This is a genomic window from Oceanobacillus sp. B139/18, assembly GCF_055524595.1.
Genome location: NZ_JBVFXI010000005.1, coordinates 29682 through 46991, shown reverse-complemented (window position 1 = coordinate 46991; position 17310 = coordinate 29682). Strand labels below are relative to the sequence as shown.

The window sequence follows — 17310 nt, the reverse complement described above, 5'->3', positions numbered from 1 at the left end:
ACATGGATTGTGTCTGTTATCTCCAGACATCTGCAGCAATATCACAGCTTCTAACTGCTTCTCTCAGCCGGAGCAGGTCTTCTTAGTACTCCTTCCATATCATTATAAGGAAATCCGTTTTGCATACCATGACGAAAATGGTACTTTTACAGTCAAGACGATGATAGATGAAAAAGGAAGTTAGAAAGATTTAAAAATAATACCAGATACATATCGTTTCCGAAAAATAGGAAACGAATGATAAGCTGTCAACGAATCAATCATCCGTTTTTTCTCCATTTGATTAAAATCTTTAGCGGATGAAATTCTAATGAAGCGTATACACGATAAGACAGCAATAGGTAACCAAACGATCAGCTATGGAGAAAGATAGAGATGGTGTACTCCATCAAATTATTTATCATAAAATACAGAAGCTGTATGAAAAGATGGGACAATGTTTATTCGTCCTATTAAAATATATAAAAGAACCTAGAACAGGCGTGGTGATTTAATGGCAACACTGACAATCTCTAGTTTAGAGACAATGACGTTAAAAGAGATTTATGCACTTGCGAAAGATTATAAAATTTCATATTACGCAAAGCTGACAAAGAAAGAGCTAATTTTTGCAATATTAAAAGCGCAGGCGGAAAAAGATGGATTTTTATTTATGGATGGAATCTTAGAAATTATTCCTTCTGAAGGATTTGGTTTCCTGCGTCCAATCAACTATTCTCCAAGTGCAGAGGATATCTATATCTCTGCTTCCCAAATCCGTCGTTTTGATTTGAGAAATGGAGATAAAGTATCCGGAAAGGTACGTCCGCCAAAGGAAAACGAACGTTATTACGGTCTGTTGCATGTCGATGCAGTGAATGATGAAGACCCGGATTCTTCCAAAGAACGTGTCCATTTTCCAGCTTTAACAGCACTTTACCCAAATCGGCCAATCAGGTTAGAAACAGAAACAAACCAGTTATCTACACGTATTATGGATTTAATGACACCAGTCGGTTTTGGACAGCGCGGTTTGATTGTCGCGCCGCCAAAAGCTGGGAAAACGATGCTGATTAAAGAAATTGCAAACAGCATCTCTCAAAACCATCCGCATGCCAAACTGATTATTCTGCTGGTGGATGAGCGTCCAGAGGAAGTAACCGATATTGAACGTTCTGTAGGTCCGGACGTTGATGTCGTTTCCTCTACTTTTGACGAAGTTCCTGAGAGCCATATCAAAGTGTCGGAGCTTGTGTTAGAGCGTGCTATGCGTCTTGTCGAGCACAAGCGTGATGTCATCGTTCTGATGGATAGCATTACACGCTTGGCCCGGGCGTATAACTTAGTTATTCCTCCAAGCGGACGTACCTTATCCGGCGGTATCGATCCGGCAGCCTTCCACCGTCCAAAGCGATTCTTTGGTGCGGCAAGAAATATTGAAGAAGGCGGCAGCTTTACCATTTTAGCGACAGCGCTGGTAGACACCGGTTCACGTATGGATGATGTGATTTATGAAGAATTTAAAGGAACAGGGAATATGGAGCTGCACCTGAATCGTCATCTTGCAGACCGCCGAATCTTCCCTGCTATCGATATTCTGCGTTCAGGAACCCGTAAAGAAGAGCTCTTGGTAGATAAAGCACATTTAGATAAAATGTGGCTGCTGCGGAAAACCATGCAGGATTCCAATGATTTCTTAGACCGCTTCTTAAAACGGATGAAGAATTCTAAGAATAATGAAGAATTCCTGCAGCTGATGGACGAAGAAATGAAACGAAAAGGAATGAATCGTCAATAGAATCAGATGTATCTTGTTTTTTGTTAATAACTTCTATTGCATTTCATTCTATACACTGTTATAATCTTTCTATGTGAGTTTAGGTAGGGTGCATTGCATCGCGAACGACTCTTCGAATAACTCTGTTTCCAAGGGACTCAGGGCAAAAAGGAGTAGAAGAACATGAAAAAGGAAATTCATCCAGAGTACAGAAAAGTAGTTTTTCTTGATACTAGCACGAATTACAAGTTCTTAAGCGGATCTACAAAAGAATCAGACGAAACAATTGAGTGGGAAGATGGAAACACATACCCTCTATTAAAAGTAGAAATCAGCTCTGATTCACATCCATTCTACACTGGTAAGCAAAAAGCTGACAAAGTCGGCGGCCGTGTGGATCGCTTTAAGAAAAAATATAACCTTAACTAATTTTCTGATGAACCGTCTATCGGTTAAAAAGAATTTTTATAAGGAATGGAATTTGGAAAGGACAGGCAAAATGTCTCATTTTGCCTGTTTTTTTACTTTTAATGAGATAAAATATGAAAAATAAGTTTTTTTCATTTATCATATAATAGAAGATAGTTGAGAGTGCTGCCTGAGCTTCTCATTAAAAATAGTTATACTTATTCGCGAGAGGAGTTTCTCCAAATGCATATAATGAAGCGAAATGGCTGGGTAGAATTAATTTGCGGAAGCATGTTTTCCGGGAAATCAGAAGAATTAATACGTCGTGTCAGAAGAGCAACGTATGCGCATCTAGATGTATGTGTATTTAAACCGGCTATTGATAACCGTTATGATGAAACAGCAGTTGTTTCTCATGATGGCAGAACTACTATTGCAAAATCAATCAAGGATGCGGCTGAAATTTTAGAGGAAATAAAGCCCGATGTAGAGATTGTGGCGATTGATGAAGTGCAATTTTTCAATAACAATGTCATTGATGTCATCGAGGAGCTTGTTCGCCGGGATATCCGTGTCATTGTTGCCGGCCTGGATATGGATTTTCGTGGGGTTCCTTTTGAACCCGTACCGCAGCTGATGGCTTTATCGGAATCGGTGACGAAATTAAACGCCATCTGTCCATTATGCGGTTCGCCTGCCAGCAGAACGCAGCGGCTGATTGATGGAAAACCTGCTTCCTACGATGACCCTGTCATTCTGGTAGGAGCTTCAGAATCCTATGAACCGCGCTGCCGTCATCATCATGAAGTACCTAATAAACCAGAAGTAAATGTAGCACAAAATGTTGTAAAACAAGCAAATAGTTAATACGAAAACTGCCGAATCTATATATTCGGCAGTTTTTTATATAATGAAACCTCATTTTGTTGCGATTCCTCCTCGCCACCTTGCAGGATTAGGTTAGAGTTGGAGAAAGGCGCATTGATTACTCTCTTCCATAGAATGGCTTTTGCGATTACTTACCCAATTAAAACCATTGGCAGTTGAGTGAATCGTGTTGGTACTTGTTGTTGGATTTCCTGTTTAAAAATGATATTTTACTTATTTTGGAGTGAACGCCAAACATTCAGTTATATTGTGGTAAATGGAGTTGGAATAATTTAACGAAATTTCTTCTTACATATATAAGCATGTATCGAAATGGAAGTGTAATAATTCTTGGTATAATCATGATACATAGTAAACGCATTTTCGAAAGGTAAAGCCCGCGTTTGATACGCTTCCCTGAAAATACAACGCTTTGACTCTTTTGGTCATAAATAGGGATTTCATCGTTATCAAGAAAACTTGCTTTCGACGTATAAGATTCTTCTGTCAACATCACCGTTATCCCATGCTTTTCTGCTTCGTATGTGATCATTTGAATAAGCAGGCTGTGCGGGATAGCTGTAAAAGATTGGTTATTCCTTTTTCCTATAGCGGCGTGTTGTTTCCAGTCTTTATTTTGCCCGATGATGATGGTACCAATATCCTCTTCCAAGGCGATTTTCACGATTTGAAAACTGGCTTTATGAAAGAGATCTTTGATTTGAAGAAATCGTTTTTGGCTGATTTTCTCCAAACGTTTGGATGTAAACGGCCCCTCGTTTGTATTTTTTCCTTGACGGAAGATCCCTGTATAATAGGCTTTTAGCTGATTATAGCGTTGATTGACGGATTTGATATTTTTGCCCTTCACTAAAACTGGCCTTTTGCCTGTGTTCGTGACAATGGTTGCAAGATTATCCATACCTAAATCAACAGACATAAAACGGTTCTTGGATTCTTTTTTCTCTGCTTTTGCAGGAATTTGAAAAACTAATTCCACGACATATTGACCGTACTTGGGAACGACTCGAACTTGTTTGAGCCTTCCTTCCGAATAACCTAACTTCCCTATATTCAGGCGTGCTTTTGTTTTAGGGAACTTCAAGAATTTATTATCTTTTACCATACAATCCTGATTGGAAAAGGTTATTTCTTTTTCTTTGGAACGACAATATCCTGGTATTCTAGGACGTGCTTTAAATTTTACGGGATTCTTTTTATACTCCCGTAAGCTGCCATAAAAAGATCTCCAATTTTGAAAGACCATTTTCATAATGCCTTGACTCGATTGAATCGGTAAGGATTGATAATCGTTCTGTTTCATCGATTGAAACAAAGCATTCAAAAAAGGGTACGGGATATATGGATGATCCTTAGAGGCCATCTCAAATAAATGACATTTGATTTCCGTTTGTTCTGATTTGGCTTTTTCCTGTTCTTCATACTAACCGTCAGAATCCTAATATTATTGAGGAAAAATAATTCACAAATCGGGCTAATTAATCAATTTCAGGTCGTTGCACACATGGAAAGAACGGGCAAATACACTGGATATAGGATGAGAGGAGGTTAACGGATGTCTTTTCACTATCCCTATTCGCCCGGCTGGCACCCTTATCGTCAAAATCAGGGAGGGTATACCCGGCAAAAGGAATATCAGAGCCAACGGAGCAATAGCGCACAGGACGCAGGTGTGGAAACGCAAATACAAGGTGATAACTATGGATCAGGCTATGAACTTCCTGTTCAGGATACAGCCAGCCAAAGACCGGGAAGCAATCTATATAAAGCCCATTCCGCTTCTTATCATGATGCATCACCGGATATGCAATACATGATGCAGATGATGATGGATTTAAGAAGCCAGCTGGAGCAGCTTAACTACTTGATTGCACAGAACAATCGACTGCTGCAATTTATGCATGAGCAAGAAGATACCAAATGTATTCAAGGAAGTGGCGGCGGAGCTGTTATTGTACGGATGTGATAACGCTTGGCCGTTTTTTAAAACGTTGTTATAGGAGTAAGGCTGATGAATAATACAGGCGGAGGAAAAGGTAACATTTATTAAAAAAATAAATAACAATACGATAATTGCAGGTGCAATATTTTACATCAGATTCGTATACCACAAAAGAAATCCAAATTAGCTTGGGTTTCTTTTTGATAAAAAGGGTCTTCTTTCTGGACAAATTCTTTTTCAAAGAAATTGTGAAAGTTATCGTAATTTTTGCACAAGTGCTATTACGCTATTCCTTCTCATGATACAATATAAATATACTATGTATCATTCTGGAGGTGAATACATTGAAATGGGAAGAAGTGCGCAACGCATTTCCGGAACAATGGGTTTTAATTGAAGTAGTTCAGGCGCATACTAATGAGCACAGTGAACGCATTTTAGAAGACATGGACCCTTTGAAAAAATTCTCCAACTCTCCAGAGGCAATGAAAATTTGTCAGGAGATTCACCGATACAATTTAGGAAGAGAGGTATATGTGCTTCATACAAGCCGGAAAAATCCCAATATCATGCAGAAAAAAGAAATAAGTATCAGATAAAGGTTAAAAAAATAAACTTTTCTTTTTAGAAAGATACGGAATTGGAAGGGAAAATAAGCGGATGCTGTATATTAAATTAAATAAAGAAGAAATCAAGAAAGAATGCCTATAGACAGGTCATGTATAAAACGTGCCGAGTTTATGGGTATTTTTTTGTTTATCGGCAACCCTGCCATTACTGCTCATCTGGTGTGCAATTGACCCGGATGCTCCCTTATAATATAATAAGACTGTTATGGAGAAAGAGGTGTATTCTTGTGTTAGATCGTTTGCAAGCACTAGAAGATCGGTATAATAAATTAAATGAAATGTTAAGTGACCCGGAAGTAATCAGTGATACAAAAAAGCTGCGTGAGTATTCGAAAGAGCAGGCTGGACTGGAGGACGTTGTCCAGGCTCACCGTGAGTATAGAGAAGTTACATCACAACTGGCAGATGCGAAAGAAATGCTGGAAGATGAATCAGATAATGAAATGCTGGAAATGGCGAAGATGGAAGTATCTGAATTATCGTCCAGAAAAGAAGAGTTGGAGGAACAAATGAAGATTCTCCTGCTTCCTAAAGACCCGAATGATGATAAGAACGTTATTATGGAAATTCGCGGTGCTGCCGGGGGAGATGAAGCTGCTTTATTTGCAGGTGATTTATATCGGATGTACTCTCGTTATGCAGAAGCGCAGGGCTGGAAAATCGATGTGATGGAGGCTAGCTCCACAGGCGTTGGCGGTTATAAAGAAATCATCTTTATGATCAATGGATCAGACGTTTATTCGAAACTGAAGTATGAAAATGGCGCCCATCGCGTACAGCGTGTTCCGGAAACAGAGTCTGGCGGACGGATTCATACATCCACTGCAACTGTTGCGGTGCTGCCTGAAGCGGAAGAGGTAGAGATAGATGTCCATGAGAAGGATATTCGTGTGGATACCTTTGCTTCCAGCGGACCGGGGGGACAAAGCGTAAATACGACGATGTCAGCAGTACGTTTAACGCATGAGCCTACTGGGATTGTGGTATCGATTCAGGATGAAAAATCACAGATTAAGAATAAAGAAAAAGCAATGAAAGTATTACGGGCTCGTATTTATGATAAATTCCAGCAGGAAGCACAAGCAGAATATGATGAAAATCGTAAATCAGCGGTTGGTACAGGAGACCGCTCAGAGCGTATCCGTACGTATAACTATCCACAGAACCGTGTGACAGACCATCGGATCGGTTTGACCATTCAAAAGCTGGACCAGATTATGCAGGGCAAGCTGGATGAGTTTATCGATGCGCTTGTCATGGAAGAGCAAGCGAAAAAATTAGAGCAGATTGGGGAACCCAATCAATGACCCAAACAAAAATTTATGAAGTCCTTCACCGGGCTTCTCTTTTTTTAGAAAAGGCAAATAGAGAACCAAAAGTGGCAGAAATATTAATCAGACATCATTTAGGGTTATCCAGACAGGAATGGCTGCTTGCTTTGCGTGACCCCATATCTGAAGAAAAACAAATACAGATTGAAGCAGATATAAAAAAGCATGCTGAAACTGGAATTCCCGTCCAGCATTTGACGGAATCTGAGGAATTTTATGGACGCGTCTTTCAAGTGAATAAGCATGTGTTAATTCCCAGACCGGAAACGGAAGAGCTGGTGCTTGCTGTAAAGGATTACCTTGCTGCGCAAACCGGACCTGTACGGGTGGTTGATATAGGTACAGGAAGCGGCGTTATTGCGATTACGTTGGCATTAGAATTAAATCATGCAGAAGTCTTTGCTACCGATATTTCAGCTGAGGCGCTTCAAATAGCCAAGCAGAATGCCGATCAATGGGAGGCAGATGTATCATTTCTGGAGGGAGATTTTTTATCTCCGGTTATTCATGAAACCACGCCATTTGATGTGATTGTTTCCAACCCGCCGTATATTGCGAAATCAGAAGCAGCTGCGCTTAGTGATACCGTCCGTGATTTTGACCCGGAGCTGGCGCTTTTTGCAGAAGAGGATGGATTGGCAGCATATCATATGATTATCGAACAAGTGAAACAGCTGCCCTTAAAAAAAGATACACTGCTGGCTTTTGAAATTGGCCATACGCAGGGGGAATCTGTAAAGAAACGGATACAGCAGGTTTTTCCAGGCAGCCATGTGGAAATCAAACAAGATATCAACGGAAAAGATCGAATGGTATTTGCGAGCCATTTAAACTGATGTCTGCATAGCCAGAATAACGAAAAAGTATACCCGGTTTTCAAATATATATTTCTATCAAACTTGTATAAGCAGAAATCTCCTTGTCCAAACTATCTCATAGATAGATGGAAGGGAGATTTTTTTATGAAAAAATTATGGATGGCAATGGCACTTATATTTTTATTATTATCGATTATTCCAGTAGTTAGTATAGCAAAAGAATTGCAAAATAAAGAGCTTGACTATCAGGTTATCCCGGACGAAGCGATCCGGCTGCGTATTCTGGCAAATAGTGACAGCGAGAAGGACCAAGATGTAAAACATAAGGTCCGTGATGAAGTGAATGAAGTCATCACAGAATGGGTGAAGGACATTGATGATATTGAAGAGGCGAGACAGCTGATCGATGACCGGCTTCCGGAATTAGAAGAAGTAGTCAGAGATACACTGGAGAAAGAAAATAGCGATGATGACTTTGAACTGGAATTTGCGGAGGATGTATCATTTCCTGCGAAATTATATGGAGACTACCTTTATCCGGCAGGGGAATATGAAGCGATTTTAGTAACGATAGGAGAAGGTTCTGGCGCCAACTGGTGGTGTGTCCTATTCCCGCCATTATGCTTTTTAGATTTCTTTAACGGCACCTCTGTAGCGGATGGAGATGCAGCAGAAGCAGAAGAGGAAGAAGAGGCCGAAGTAGAATTCTTTTTATTTAAATGGTTAGGCTTGTCATAGATTTGTTCATAGAGGCATACGATGATAGTAAAGCGTAGCTTAAGTTTAATCAAGAAAAAGAATGGAGGATGGAAAAATGCAAATCTACCAAGTTAAAGAAGCAAAACTAGAGCTGATAGAGAAATTTATGGAAAAGAACGGAACGCTTTTCGGCAAAAAATTAACAAAGGAGAGCTATGTTGTAGAAATCAACGGAAGTATGGAAGGCTGCTTTAATCTGGATATGGTAGATGAATCAACGTATTGGCTGAAGCAATTATATTTAAATAAAGAGCATGTAGAAAAATTATTTGTTGTATTTGAATCTGTTCTCGTCATATCTAGAAAAAATAACGTAAAATGTGTATATGTGCATAATCAAAGCCCGGTTGTGGATATCTTATTAGAGTCTTTACAATTCAAAAGAGAAAGCGATGTCACATTTAAAAATATAAATTCAGAAAAAACAGGGAATTGGTGGGCGTATCAGGTATCCTAATTTCTTAAAAAGGAGAGAAGCTTGATATAACTAGCATAGTTTATTTCGTAATTTGTCAAGTGAAAATTATACACACTATTCACAACAGGGTGTGTATAATTAGGGGATATATGTGAATTATCGTCATTTTGTGGATAAAAACTGTGAATAATGTGCATAAGTTTGTAAAAATACTGCTTTTTTGCGTTTCCGTTGTGTATCGACTAAAATAGAAACGTATAAAGTGAAACTTCATGCAGTGGGAGTTTTACAAAAGCCCTTCGGTGGGAAGAGTAATCGAAGCAATATTGTCAGGTTAATAGCCGCTACGGAAAAATACTGCGCTTTCCCATAGCAGTCTCCGTATTTTTCCTCCGCCAGACAGTTTTTTACTACCTATCTGTAACAAATATAATATTCAATAAAATTTATTAACCTGACAACATTGGTAATCGATCTCCCAGCTTGTTACACTGCGGGAAATGAGGAAAAGTTATGCACACGAAAGTATGGCAAAAGAATGGAACCACTATCATAGACAAAGAGATTCAAGAGGCAGCAAATCTGTTAAAAGAAGGAGAGGTTGTCGCCTTTCCTACAGAAACGGTATACGGATTGGGCGCAGACGCGACGAACGAAGCAGCTGTCCGAAAAATATTTGAAGCAAAGGGACGCCCGCAGGATAATCCATTGATTGCCCATGTTGCGTCAGCGGAGCAGTTAAAAGAGCTTGTCACATATATTCCAGATTATGTGTATCCATTGATGGAGGCTTTTTCACCGGGCCCTTTAACATATATTTTACCAGCAAATGATTTCTGTGCAGAGAATGTAAAAGCGGGTTTATCCACAATCGGGGTGCGAATCCCGAGTCACCCTATTGCGCTTGCTTTATTACAGGCAGCAGGAAAACCTGTTGCGGCTCCCAGTGCAAATGTGTCCGGAAAACCCAGCCCGACTCAAGCGGCACATGTATATGAGGATTTAAACGGAAAAATCAGCGGACTGATTGATGGCGGGCAGACTGGTGTCGGATTGGAATCAACGGTCATTGACTGCACGGGAGAAATACCGGTTATTTTACGGCCCGGCGGAGTGACAAAGGAAAAATTAGAGGCGGAAGCGGGCACTGTGATGATCGACCCTGGCCTTGTTACATCCTCCGCGGACCGTCCCAAAGCTCCTGGAATGAAATATAAACACTATGCACCAGAGGTTCCGCTTTATTTATTTGAAGGAAATCTTCAGGCTTTTAGTGCATTTGTGGATAAGGAAAAGCAGGCAGGGAACAGAATAGGCGTCCTGGCATCCAATCAAAGTGCTGAAATTTTTCCAGACGGCACAAAAGTGCATCTGCTTGGCGGGACGATAGAAGAAATCGCTTCTTCCTTATATGATGGATTGCGGTTCTTTAAGCATGCCAATGTGGATAAGATTGTTTGCGAGACATTTCCGGAGCAAGGAATTGGTCAAGCAGTCATGAATCGTCTGCGAAAGGCGGCAGATCAAATTATAAAAGAATAATCTTTTTAATAGTAGAGATATCCACATTGGTCGTCACGAATATTTCTGAAAACATTCATATAATCCTGTTTGGAAGCATAAAGTGTACAAGCATGCTTCAAAGGGGGACGTATGAATGTTTTTTTCTACCGAATTACTTTCACTGGCCTTGCTTGCCGTTGGTTTAAGTATGGACGCATTCTCTATCAGTTTGGGCTTAGGAATGAATAAAATGCGATTGAAACGGATTGCTATTATTGGCCTGGTAATCGGCAGTCTCCACATGCTTTTCCCGATGGCAGGCATGCTGCTTGGACATGCGTTATCAGAACAGGTCGGACAATGGGCAGCGCTGGCATCGGGAATCCTGCTGTTCTTTATCGGCGTCCATATGTTTTTCTCCGCCTTTCATACATCCGAGGAGTACAGATGGCAGCCGGTCGGCCTCGGATTGTGGATGCTTGCGTTCAGCGTCAGCCTCGATAGCTTTACAGTTGGGTTCAGCCTTGGTATTTCTGGCGTCACGATTATTTTTACGCTCCTTATTTTTGGGGCTGTAAGCTGTCTTTTTACATGGATTGGCTTATTATTAGGCAGACGGCTGCAGGGCTTCCTTGGTATATACAGTGAAATTTTTGGAGGGATTATTCTTTCATGCTTTGGGCTTTATATGTTATTCAGCTGAGCGTAAATGATGAATCGAAATAAAAAGTGCTGGCGGCCGAATTTTCAGAACGGGGATAGGGATAAAACGATATATTCCATATCAATCACAGATGAAAAAAGCACACGCCACCCTATTACAAAAAGGCTAAAACCCCGAATTGCACAGGTTTTAACCTTTTTAACACCTAGTTATGGCTTGATGGGACTAAATTATTCGACGTCTTCTTTTGGAAGCGCCCATATGGACACACTGCCTCCATTGACAGGGAAAACGGCAAAGCCATCTTCTTCAATGGAGATATGCTCGGTTCTTGTTCCGGTCAGGTCGACCCAGACTTCTCCTGCACGATCTTTTCCTGCATACATTCTTTTCTCGCCATCATCTCCGTTTGAGATAATGACGGCACAGCCTGATCGTTCTATTTCCGGGGAGCCGCAGCGAACCCAGCCAATCGTGCTAGGGTGATCGAAGTAGTCTTCCTGTTCACCGTACGCTTTATGATAGCGAGCATAGAGAAGCGGATCAATGGCTTCTTTTTTATCCTCGATTGGATTTTCTCCTCCAATCCCAAAATAATCACCGTAAAAAATGCATGGGTATCCGCCTTCCCGCAGTAAAATAAGGGCATAAGCACTTTGTTTAAACCAATCCTCGACCCAGGATTCAAGTGCTTCATCAGGCTGTGTATCATGGTTATCCACGAAGGTCACAGCATGATGCGGATAGGATTGAACCAGTGTATCGTCAAAAATGGCTGTCAAATCAAAATCGTTGCCGGCTTTAGAAGCTTCATGCAGCTTATCATGCAGCGCGACATCAAATAAATCGATATGGTAATCAACTTGTTCTAAAAATTGCTGGCATGCTTCCAAATCATGCTTCCAGAACTCGCCGACGAAATAAAATTCCTCGCCGTACGTTTGGGCAATCTCTTTTGCAAACACGTTAATAAAATCGTGATTAATGTGTTTCATTGCGTCTAAGCGAAAACCATTGCAATGTAGCGTATCTACTAGCCATTTGCCCCAGCGGATCATTTCTTCCCGGACTTCTGGATGATGGTAGTCGATATTCGCAAACATTAAATAATCGTAATTGCTGAATTCATCATCTACCGCTTCGTTCCATGTTTTATTATCGCCTACAATTCGGAATATACCTGTTCTGTCCTCCTTCGCGTCGTAGTCTGTCCCATTAAAATGCTCGAACCTCCATTTGAAAGAAGAATACGTGTCACCACGTCCAGGGAAGGTGAATTTTGTCCAACCTTCTATATCAAAGGGTTCTGAAATCTCTTTTGTTCTGTCATTCGAATCTACTTCAATCACTTGAAATACTTCTGTTTCATCTGCTCCGGCTTTATGATTCATCACGATATCCGTATACACATGGATATCTTCATCATGACACGCTTTTATCGCCTCCTGCAGCTCTTTTTTTGTGCCGTATTTTGTAGCGGTGCTCCCTTTTTGATCAAATTCCCCCAAGTCGTATACATCATAGGGAGCGTAGCCATTATCTTCAGGTGACATGCCCTTTGTAACAGGCGGAATCCAAACAGCGTCGATGCCTCTGTTTTTTAATTCAGGAGCTGTTTCCTTCAGCCGGTTCCAATGGAGAGCGTCTGCTTCTACATGCCATTCGAAAAATTGAATCATAGTGTGATTTCGCTTCATATTATTTCTCCTCGTTTCTATTAATAAACCTATTAAAGAAAGGGTGTATCTTCCCTTTGTCCCAGCTGCGTAATTGTTCTTTTCATGCGAGCTGTTCATTTTTATAATTTATTTCTACCATACTAAGTAGTAGATACACCTTATGAAGAGAAACGAAACCTCATATCTCTTTTAAAGGGCAGTCTGCGTTTTTGATTTAATCATGATATGATGTAAAAAAGAATACGTTTGATAAATATTACCGTGATAAGAACAGGAGGATTCATCTTATGAATGTATTATTTGTATGTACGGGAAATACGTGTCGCAGTCCAATGGCAGAAGCCTTGTTGAAGCAGCGCGCACAATCAGATATACAGGTGAAATCTTGCGGAATCAGTGCGATGCCGGGAGCGCCGGCGAGCAGTCAGACAGAAGAGGTCCTGAGACAGGAAGGGATTGAAATCAATCATCAATCCGCCCCAATCAGCGCCGCATTGGTACAATGGGCCGATGTGATCCTGACTATGACCGCTTCCCATAAAGAAAGAATCTGGTCCGAATATCCCGAAGAAAGAAAAAAAACATATACACTTAAAGAATTTGCACTACATGCCGATATAAAAATATGGGAGCAAATAGAAAAAGCCTATGCGAATTTAGAAGAAAAAAGAAAGCGCTGCGTCAAGCAGTTTGATTCTAAAATGGATCCGATAGAACAGCGCCAGCGGCTGTATGAAATAGGTCAGGAAGAGATGGAAACAATTCGTGATTTAAAAAGACAGCTGACGCATTCTGATATTGCCGATCCTTTTGGCGGGTCAACAGCGCATTATTTGAAGACAAAACAAGAAATTGAAGCCTGTCTTGATCATTGGCTGTCATCTTAAAAAGCAGCAATGAAGAAGGCAGTGGATGGCAGTCTGTGAAAACTCCGTGGAATCTTTGCAGTGAAAGGGAAAGCGAAAAAATTTGCTTTTTCTTGAAAGCGCTTGTGCCGGAGTTTTTGCATGTTTTGCTTGCTGTATTTTCATCAGATTTCCGCTGTACAGCATGCAAGTCTTATAACCGCAGCGATGAAAATTTTAATTGGGGGAGTGGAAGTTTAATGGGGAATAGGTATCGGTTTAGTCTTAGGTTAAAGCTGGTTGTGTTTACTACTTTTTTAGCGCTTATTACATACTCAACAAGCGCATTTTTTATTTATGTTGTATATGACTATGTGCAATCCCGGGTCAATATATCTCAGCAGGTTTTTGTTATCAGCACGCTGCTGGCCGGGGTGGTGTGGTCCGGGATTCTAGCTTTTTTTGCTGCGAGATGGATTACAAAGCCTTTGCAGAAACTGGAGAAAATTACAGGGGAAGCAGCCAAAGGAAATTTAGAGATGCGGGTGGAAATCCCGAAATCGGATGATGAAATCAAATCGTTATCTGTTGCGGTAAACAGTATGCTGCAGAGTTTAAATAAAATGGTAATAAATATTGACCAGCATTTTGAGGAAACAAATACAACCGTCCATCAATTGAAGGAAGCTTCGAATACGGCTACAAAGCATGCTGCTGCGATTGGTGATTCGATCAACGAAATTTCAGATGGTGCCGAGAATTCATCACGTGCGACACAGGAGACGGTCGGATCGATTGAAATTGCAACAGAGCTTGCGAACGAAGTACAAAATAAAGCAGAGACCTCCAAAAAGCAGTCCCATGCTATGATTCATATGCTGGAGGAAGGCCAGAACATGGTGAAACAATTAGTTGCCGGAATCGAGCGTATTGCTGTAGAGCAGGAAGTTTCAATGGAAGATGTCAATCATTTGCGCCAAAGCACGATGGAAGTGGAAGGAATCATTACTTTAGTCGGTGAGATTGCAGAACAAACCAACTTACTGGCATTAAATGCCTCCATTGAGGCTGCACGGGCTGGGGAGCATGGAAAAGGCTTTGCGGTGGTTGCAGAGGAAGTGAGGAAGCTAGCCGACCAAAGCGGAAAGGCAGTGAACGATATTTCCGAGCTCCTGCTTTCCATCCAGACAGATGTGAAGCAATTAGCAGAAAAAATGAATACCAATGCGGCATCCGCGCGGAAAGAAGTCGGTCGTGGAGAGGACACGAATCGTACGATTACGGAAATGGGGACAACAGTTACAGAGACCGCCACGCAGGTCGATACGATTTATGAATTGGTGGAGCAGCAGCTGCAATCGATTCAAAATACAGCCAATCAATCGCAGGAAGTAGCAGCGATTGCCGAGGAAACATCTGCTGGTACACAGGAGGTCAATGCTGCGGTTCAAGAGCAGATTGGAACAATGGAACAAGTGGACCAATTAGCAGGCCAGATGGAGGAGCATGCCGGAAATCTAAGAGAACAGATTAAGCAATTTAATGTGAAGCAAGAAACGGATTCTGGCAGCGTGATATCCATGGAGCCTTCTGACAGCAGCAGGGGCGGTTTAGAGGAAAACAGGCATCAAGATGTATCGTAATTTTAAAAAAATCATGGTATGCTATAAATGATTCTATTATTTGCTGTGTTAAACGAAGACGCAGAAGGATGATAAGCAGTAAGGGTGTGTCATGATGATAACAAAAGACTTAGAACAAGTTATTGATCAATGGCTGGCGACAAACAGCCTGCAAAAAGACGAAATCGTTGTTATTGGCTGCTCTACAAGTGAGGTAGCCGGTCAGCCAATCGGGACAAGCGGGAGTACGGAAATTGCTAAAAGTATTTACGAGCAGATGACAAAGCTTCAGAAGCAAACTGGAGTCCATCTTGCATTTCAATGTTGTGAGCACTTAAACCGATCTCTTGTCGTAGATCAACAGACAGCTGTGCAGTATGGTCTGGAGGAAGTTGCTGTGGTGCCTGTTCCAGAAGCAGGTGGATCAATGGCGAGCTATGTCTATAGGCAACTGGAGCATCCTGTTGTTGTGGAGAATATTCGTGCCCATGCCGGGATAGATATTGGCGAAACCATGATAGGCATGCATTTGAAGCCAGTAGCGGTTCCCTTGAAATTGGAACAGCGTACGATTGGCCACGCCAGAGTCAGGGCAGCTCGGACCCGTCCGAAATTGATTGGCGGCCACCGGGCATATTACGGAGAAAACGCAGTGAGATAAGTCATTCTTTTTCGTTTGAACAACAAATAATAATAAATTTTTACCCTATATAGGAGGCTGTGCAGTAATGATGGAATATGTAAAACAAGCAGATAATGAAGTTTTTCAGGCGATGTTGCAAGAGAAGGAGCGTCAGCAAAATAAGATTGAGCTGATTGCTTCAGAAAACTTTGTATCCAAGGCGGTTATGGATGCAATGGGGTCCATACTTACGAATAAATATGCGGAAGGTTACCCGGATAAACGCTATTATGGCGGCTGTGAGTATGTTGATATTGTAGAGGACCTTGCCAGAGAACGTGCGAAGGAAATATTCGGCGCGGATCATGCCAATGTACAGCCTCATTCCGGTTCCCAAGCGAATATGGCCGTATATTTTACTTTTCTGGAGCCAGGAGATACCGTATTAGGAATGAATTTAAATCACGGCGGACATTTAACGCATGGAAGCCCGGTCAACTTCAGCGGCGGGTTGTACAACTTTGTTGACTATGGTGTGGATAAAGAGACAGAGCAGCTGGATTATGATGCTGTCCTGGAAAAAGCAAAAGAAGTCAAACCGAAACTGATTGTTGCTGGTGCAAGTGCGTATTCCCGAAGCATCGACTTTAAAAAGTTCAGAGAGATTGCAGATGCTGTCGGTGCTTATCTAATGGTGGATATGGCACATATCGCCGGATTGGTTGCGACAGGTCACCATGAAAATCCGGTTCCATATTCTGATTTTGTGACAACCACAACGCATAAAACATTACGCGGTCCACGCGGCGGAATGATTCTTTGTAAAGAAGAATATGCGAAGAAAATTGATAAAGCCATCTTCCCTGGAATCCAAGGCGGACCTTTAATGCATATTATTGCAGCAAAAGCGGTTTCGTTCAAAGAAGTATTATCCGATGATTTCAAAGCATATTCCGGAAATATCATTGAGAATGCAAAAGCACTTGGAGAAGCACTGCAAAAAGAAGGCATCCGTATTGTTTCAGGCGGAACAGACAATCATTTATTATTATTAGATGTTACGCCATTAAATCTGACAGGAAAAGTAGCAGAAAAAGCATTAGATGACGTGGGCGTAACTACAAATAAAAATACCATCCCTTTTGATACCGAAAGCCCATTTGTTACAAGCGGCGTACGTATTGGAACAGCAGCAGTAACCACACGCGGATTCGGAATCGAAGAAATGAACGAAATAGCAGCAATTATCTCACTTACCTTAAAAAATTACGAAGACGAAGAAAAACTCAACGAAGCAAAAGAACGCGTACAAGCATTAACAGAAAAATTCCCGCTTTATAAATAAGATATCCCCACTGTGGATAAACTTTATACGTTTAAAGCAGGACAATAGAAATCCACAGAGTTAGGTGCTCTGTGGATTTCT

General features: G+C 41.2%; 16 protein-coding genes and 1 pseudogene. 15 read left to right on the top strand and 2 right to left on the bottom strand.

Going from position 1 to position 17310, the window contains the following annotated elements; all coding sequences use genetic code 11:
• Positions 1-493: 493 nt before the first annotated feature.
• The 3 genes from rho to ACZSMY_RS15170 all read left to right on the top strand — a co-directional run bounded on the left by rho (position 494) and on the right by ACZSMY_RS15170 (position 3031).
• Entirely contained in the window at positions 494-1777 is a 1284-nt protein-coding gene (rho, locus tag ACZSMY_RS15180) for a transcription termination factor Rho (RefSeq protein WP_042529466.1), read from the top strand.
• A gap of 162 nt (positions 1778-1939) precedes the next feature.
• The gene (locus ACZSMY_RS15175) at positions 1940-2185 is read left to right on the top strand and encodes a type B 50S ribosomal protein L31 (RefSeq protein ID WP_042529468.1); all 246 of its coding nucleotides are present in this window, start codon (positions 1940-1942) and stop codon (positions 2183-2185) included.
• Positions 2186-2407: 222 nt separating this feature from the next.
• A complete protein-coding gene (locus ACZSMY_RS15170; RefSeq protein ID WP_042529470.1) occupies positions 2408-3031 on the top strand; it encodes a thymidine kinase in 624 nt (207 codons plus the stop codon).
• Positions 3032-3401: 370 nt separating this feature from the next.
• On the opposite strand, the pseudogene ACZSMY_RS15165 reads toward ACZSMY_RS15170, so the two are convergent.
• Positions 3402-4472, bottom strand: a pseudogene (locus ACZSMY_RS15165) (RNA-guided endonuclease InsQ/TnpB family protein); the annotation flags it as partial.
• A 135-nt stretch (positions 4473-4607) separates the two neighbouring features.
• Between ACZSMY_RS15165 and ACZSMY_RS15160 the strand changes: the two are divergent.
• The 8 genes from ACZSMY_RS15160 to ACZSMY_RS15125 all read left to right on the top strand — a co-directional run bounded on the left by ACZSMY_RS15160 (position 4608) and on the right by ACZSMY_RS15125 (position 11155).
• Positions 4608-5018 carry a hypothetical protein gene (locus ACZSMY_RS15160; RefSeq protein ID WP_042529472.1) on the top strand — a complete coding sequence of 137 codons (411 nt, stop codon included), beginning with the start codon at positions 4608-4610 and terminating at the stop codon, positions 5016-5018.
• 320 nt (positions 5019-5338) lie between these two features.
• Positions 5339-5593 (top strand): hypothetical protein, encoded by a 255-nt coding sequence (locus ACZSMY_RS15155; RefSeq protein ID WP_465147947.1) that lies wholly within the window; start codon positions 5339-5341, stop codon positions 5591-5593.
• Between the two features lie 257 nt (positions 5594-5850).
• A complete protein-coding gene (gene prfA, locus ACZSMY_RS15150; protein ID WP_465147946.1) occupies positions 5851-6930 on the top strand; it encodes a peptide chain release factor 1 in 1080 nt (359 codons plus the stop codon).
• Positions 6927-7790 carry a peptide chain release factor N(5)-glutamine methyltransferase gene (gene prmC, locus ACZSMY_RS15145; RefSeq protein ID WP_465147945.1) on the top strand — a complete coding sequence of 288 codons (864 nt, stop codon included), beginning with the start codon at positions 6927-6929 and terminating at the stop codon, positions 7788-7790. Before prfA ends, prmC begins: the two co-directional genes overlap by 4 nt.
• Positions 7791-7916: 126 nt before the next feature.
• Complete coding sequence (gene spoIIR, locus ACZSMY_RS15140; protein ID WP_042529480.1) at positions 7917-8510, top strand: stage II sporulation protein R; 594 nt, start codon at positions 7917-7919, stop codon at positions 8508-8510.
• A 76-nt stretch (positions 8511-8586) separates the two neighbouring features.
• Positions 8587-8988 carry a hypothetical protein gene (locus ACZSMY_RS15135; RefSeq protein ID WP_042529482.1) on the top strand — a complete coding sequence of 134 codons (402 nt, stop codon included), beginning with the start codon at positions 8587-8589 and terminating at the stop codon, positions 8986-8988.
• A 474-nt stretch (positions 8989-9462) separates the two neighbouring features.
• Positions 9463-10491 carry an L-threonylcarbamoyladenylate synthase gene (locus ACZSMY_RS15130; protein WP_465147944.1) on the top strand — a complete coding sequence of 343 codons (1029 nt, stop codon included), beginning with the start codon at positions 9463-9465 and terminating at the stop codon, positions 10489-10491.
• Between the two features lie 115 nt (positions 10492-10606).
• Entirely contained in the window at positions 10607-11155 is a 549-nt protein-coding gene (locus ACZSMY_RS15125) for a manganese efflux pump MntP (RefSeq protein WP_455725667.1), read from the top strand.
• A gap of 191 nt (positions 11156-11346) precedes the next feature.
• Here the strand turns inward: ACZSMY_RS15125 and ACZSMY_RS15120 are convergent, their stop codons facing one another.
• Positions 11347-12813 (bottom strand): alpha-amylase, encoded by a 1467-nt coding sequence (locus ACZSMY_RS15120; RefSeq protein ID WP_455725666.1) that lies wholly within the window; start codon positions 12811-12813, stop codon positions 11347-11349.
• 269 nt (positions 12814-13082) lie between these two features.
• Between ACZSMY_RS15120 and ACZSMY_RS15115 the strand changes: the two genes are divergently transcribed.
• The 4 genes from ACZSMY_RS15115 to ACZSMY_RS15100 all read left to right on the top strand — a co-directional run bounded on the left by ACZSMY_RS15115 (position 13083) and on the right by ACZSMY_RS15100 (position 17229).
• A complete protein-coding gene (locus tag ACZSMY_RS15115) occupies positions 13083-13682 on the top strand; it encodes a low molecular weight protein arginine phosphatase (protein WP_455725665.1) in 600 nt (199 codons plus the stop codon).
• Positions 13683-13900: 218 nt separating this feature from the next.
• Positions 13901-15283 carry a methyl-accepting chemotaxis protein gene (locus ACZSMY_RS15110; RefSeq protein WP_465147943.1) on the top strand — a complete coding sequence of 461 codons (1383 nt, stop codon included), beginning with the start codon at positions 13901-13903 and terminating at the stop codon, positions 15281-15283.
• Positions 15284-15374: 91 nt separating this feature from the next.
• A complete protein-coding gene (locus tag ACZSMY_RS15105) occupies positions 15375-15923 on the top strand; it encodes a TIGR01440 family protein (RefSeq protein WP_193064704.1) in 549 nt (182 codons plus the stop codon).
• Between the two features lie 70 nt (positions 15924-15993).
• Positions 15994-17229: a serine hydroxymethyltransferase gene (locus tag ACZSMY_RS15100; protein ID WP_193064737.1), complete on the top strand. Its 1236-nt coding sequence runs from the start codon at positions 15994-15996 to the stop codon at positions 17227-17229.
• The last annotated feature ends 81 nt before the right edge of the window (positions 17230-17310 follow it).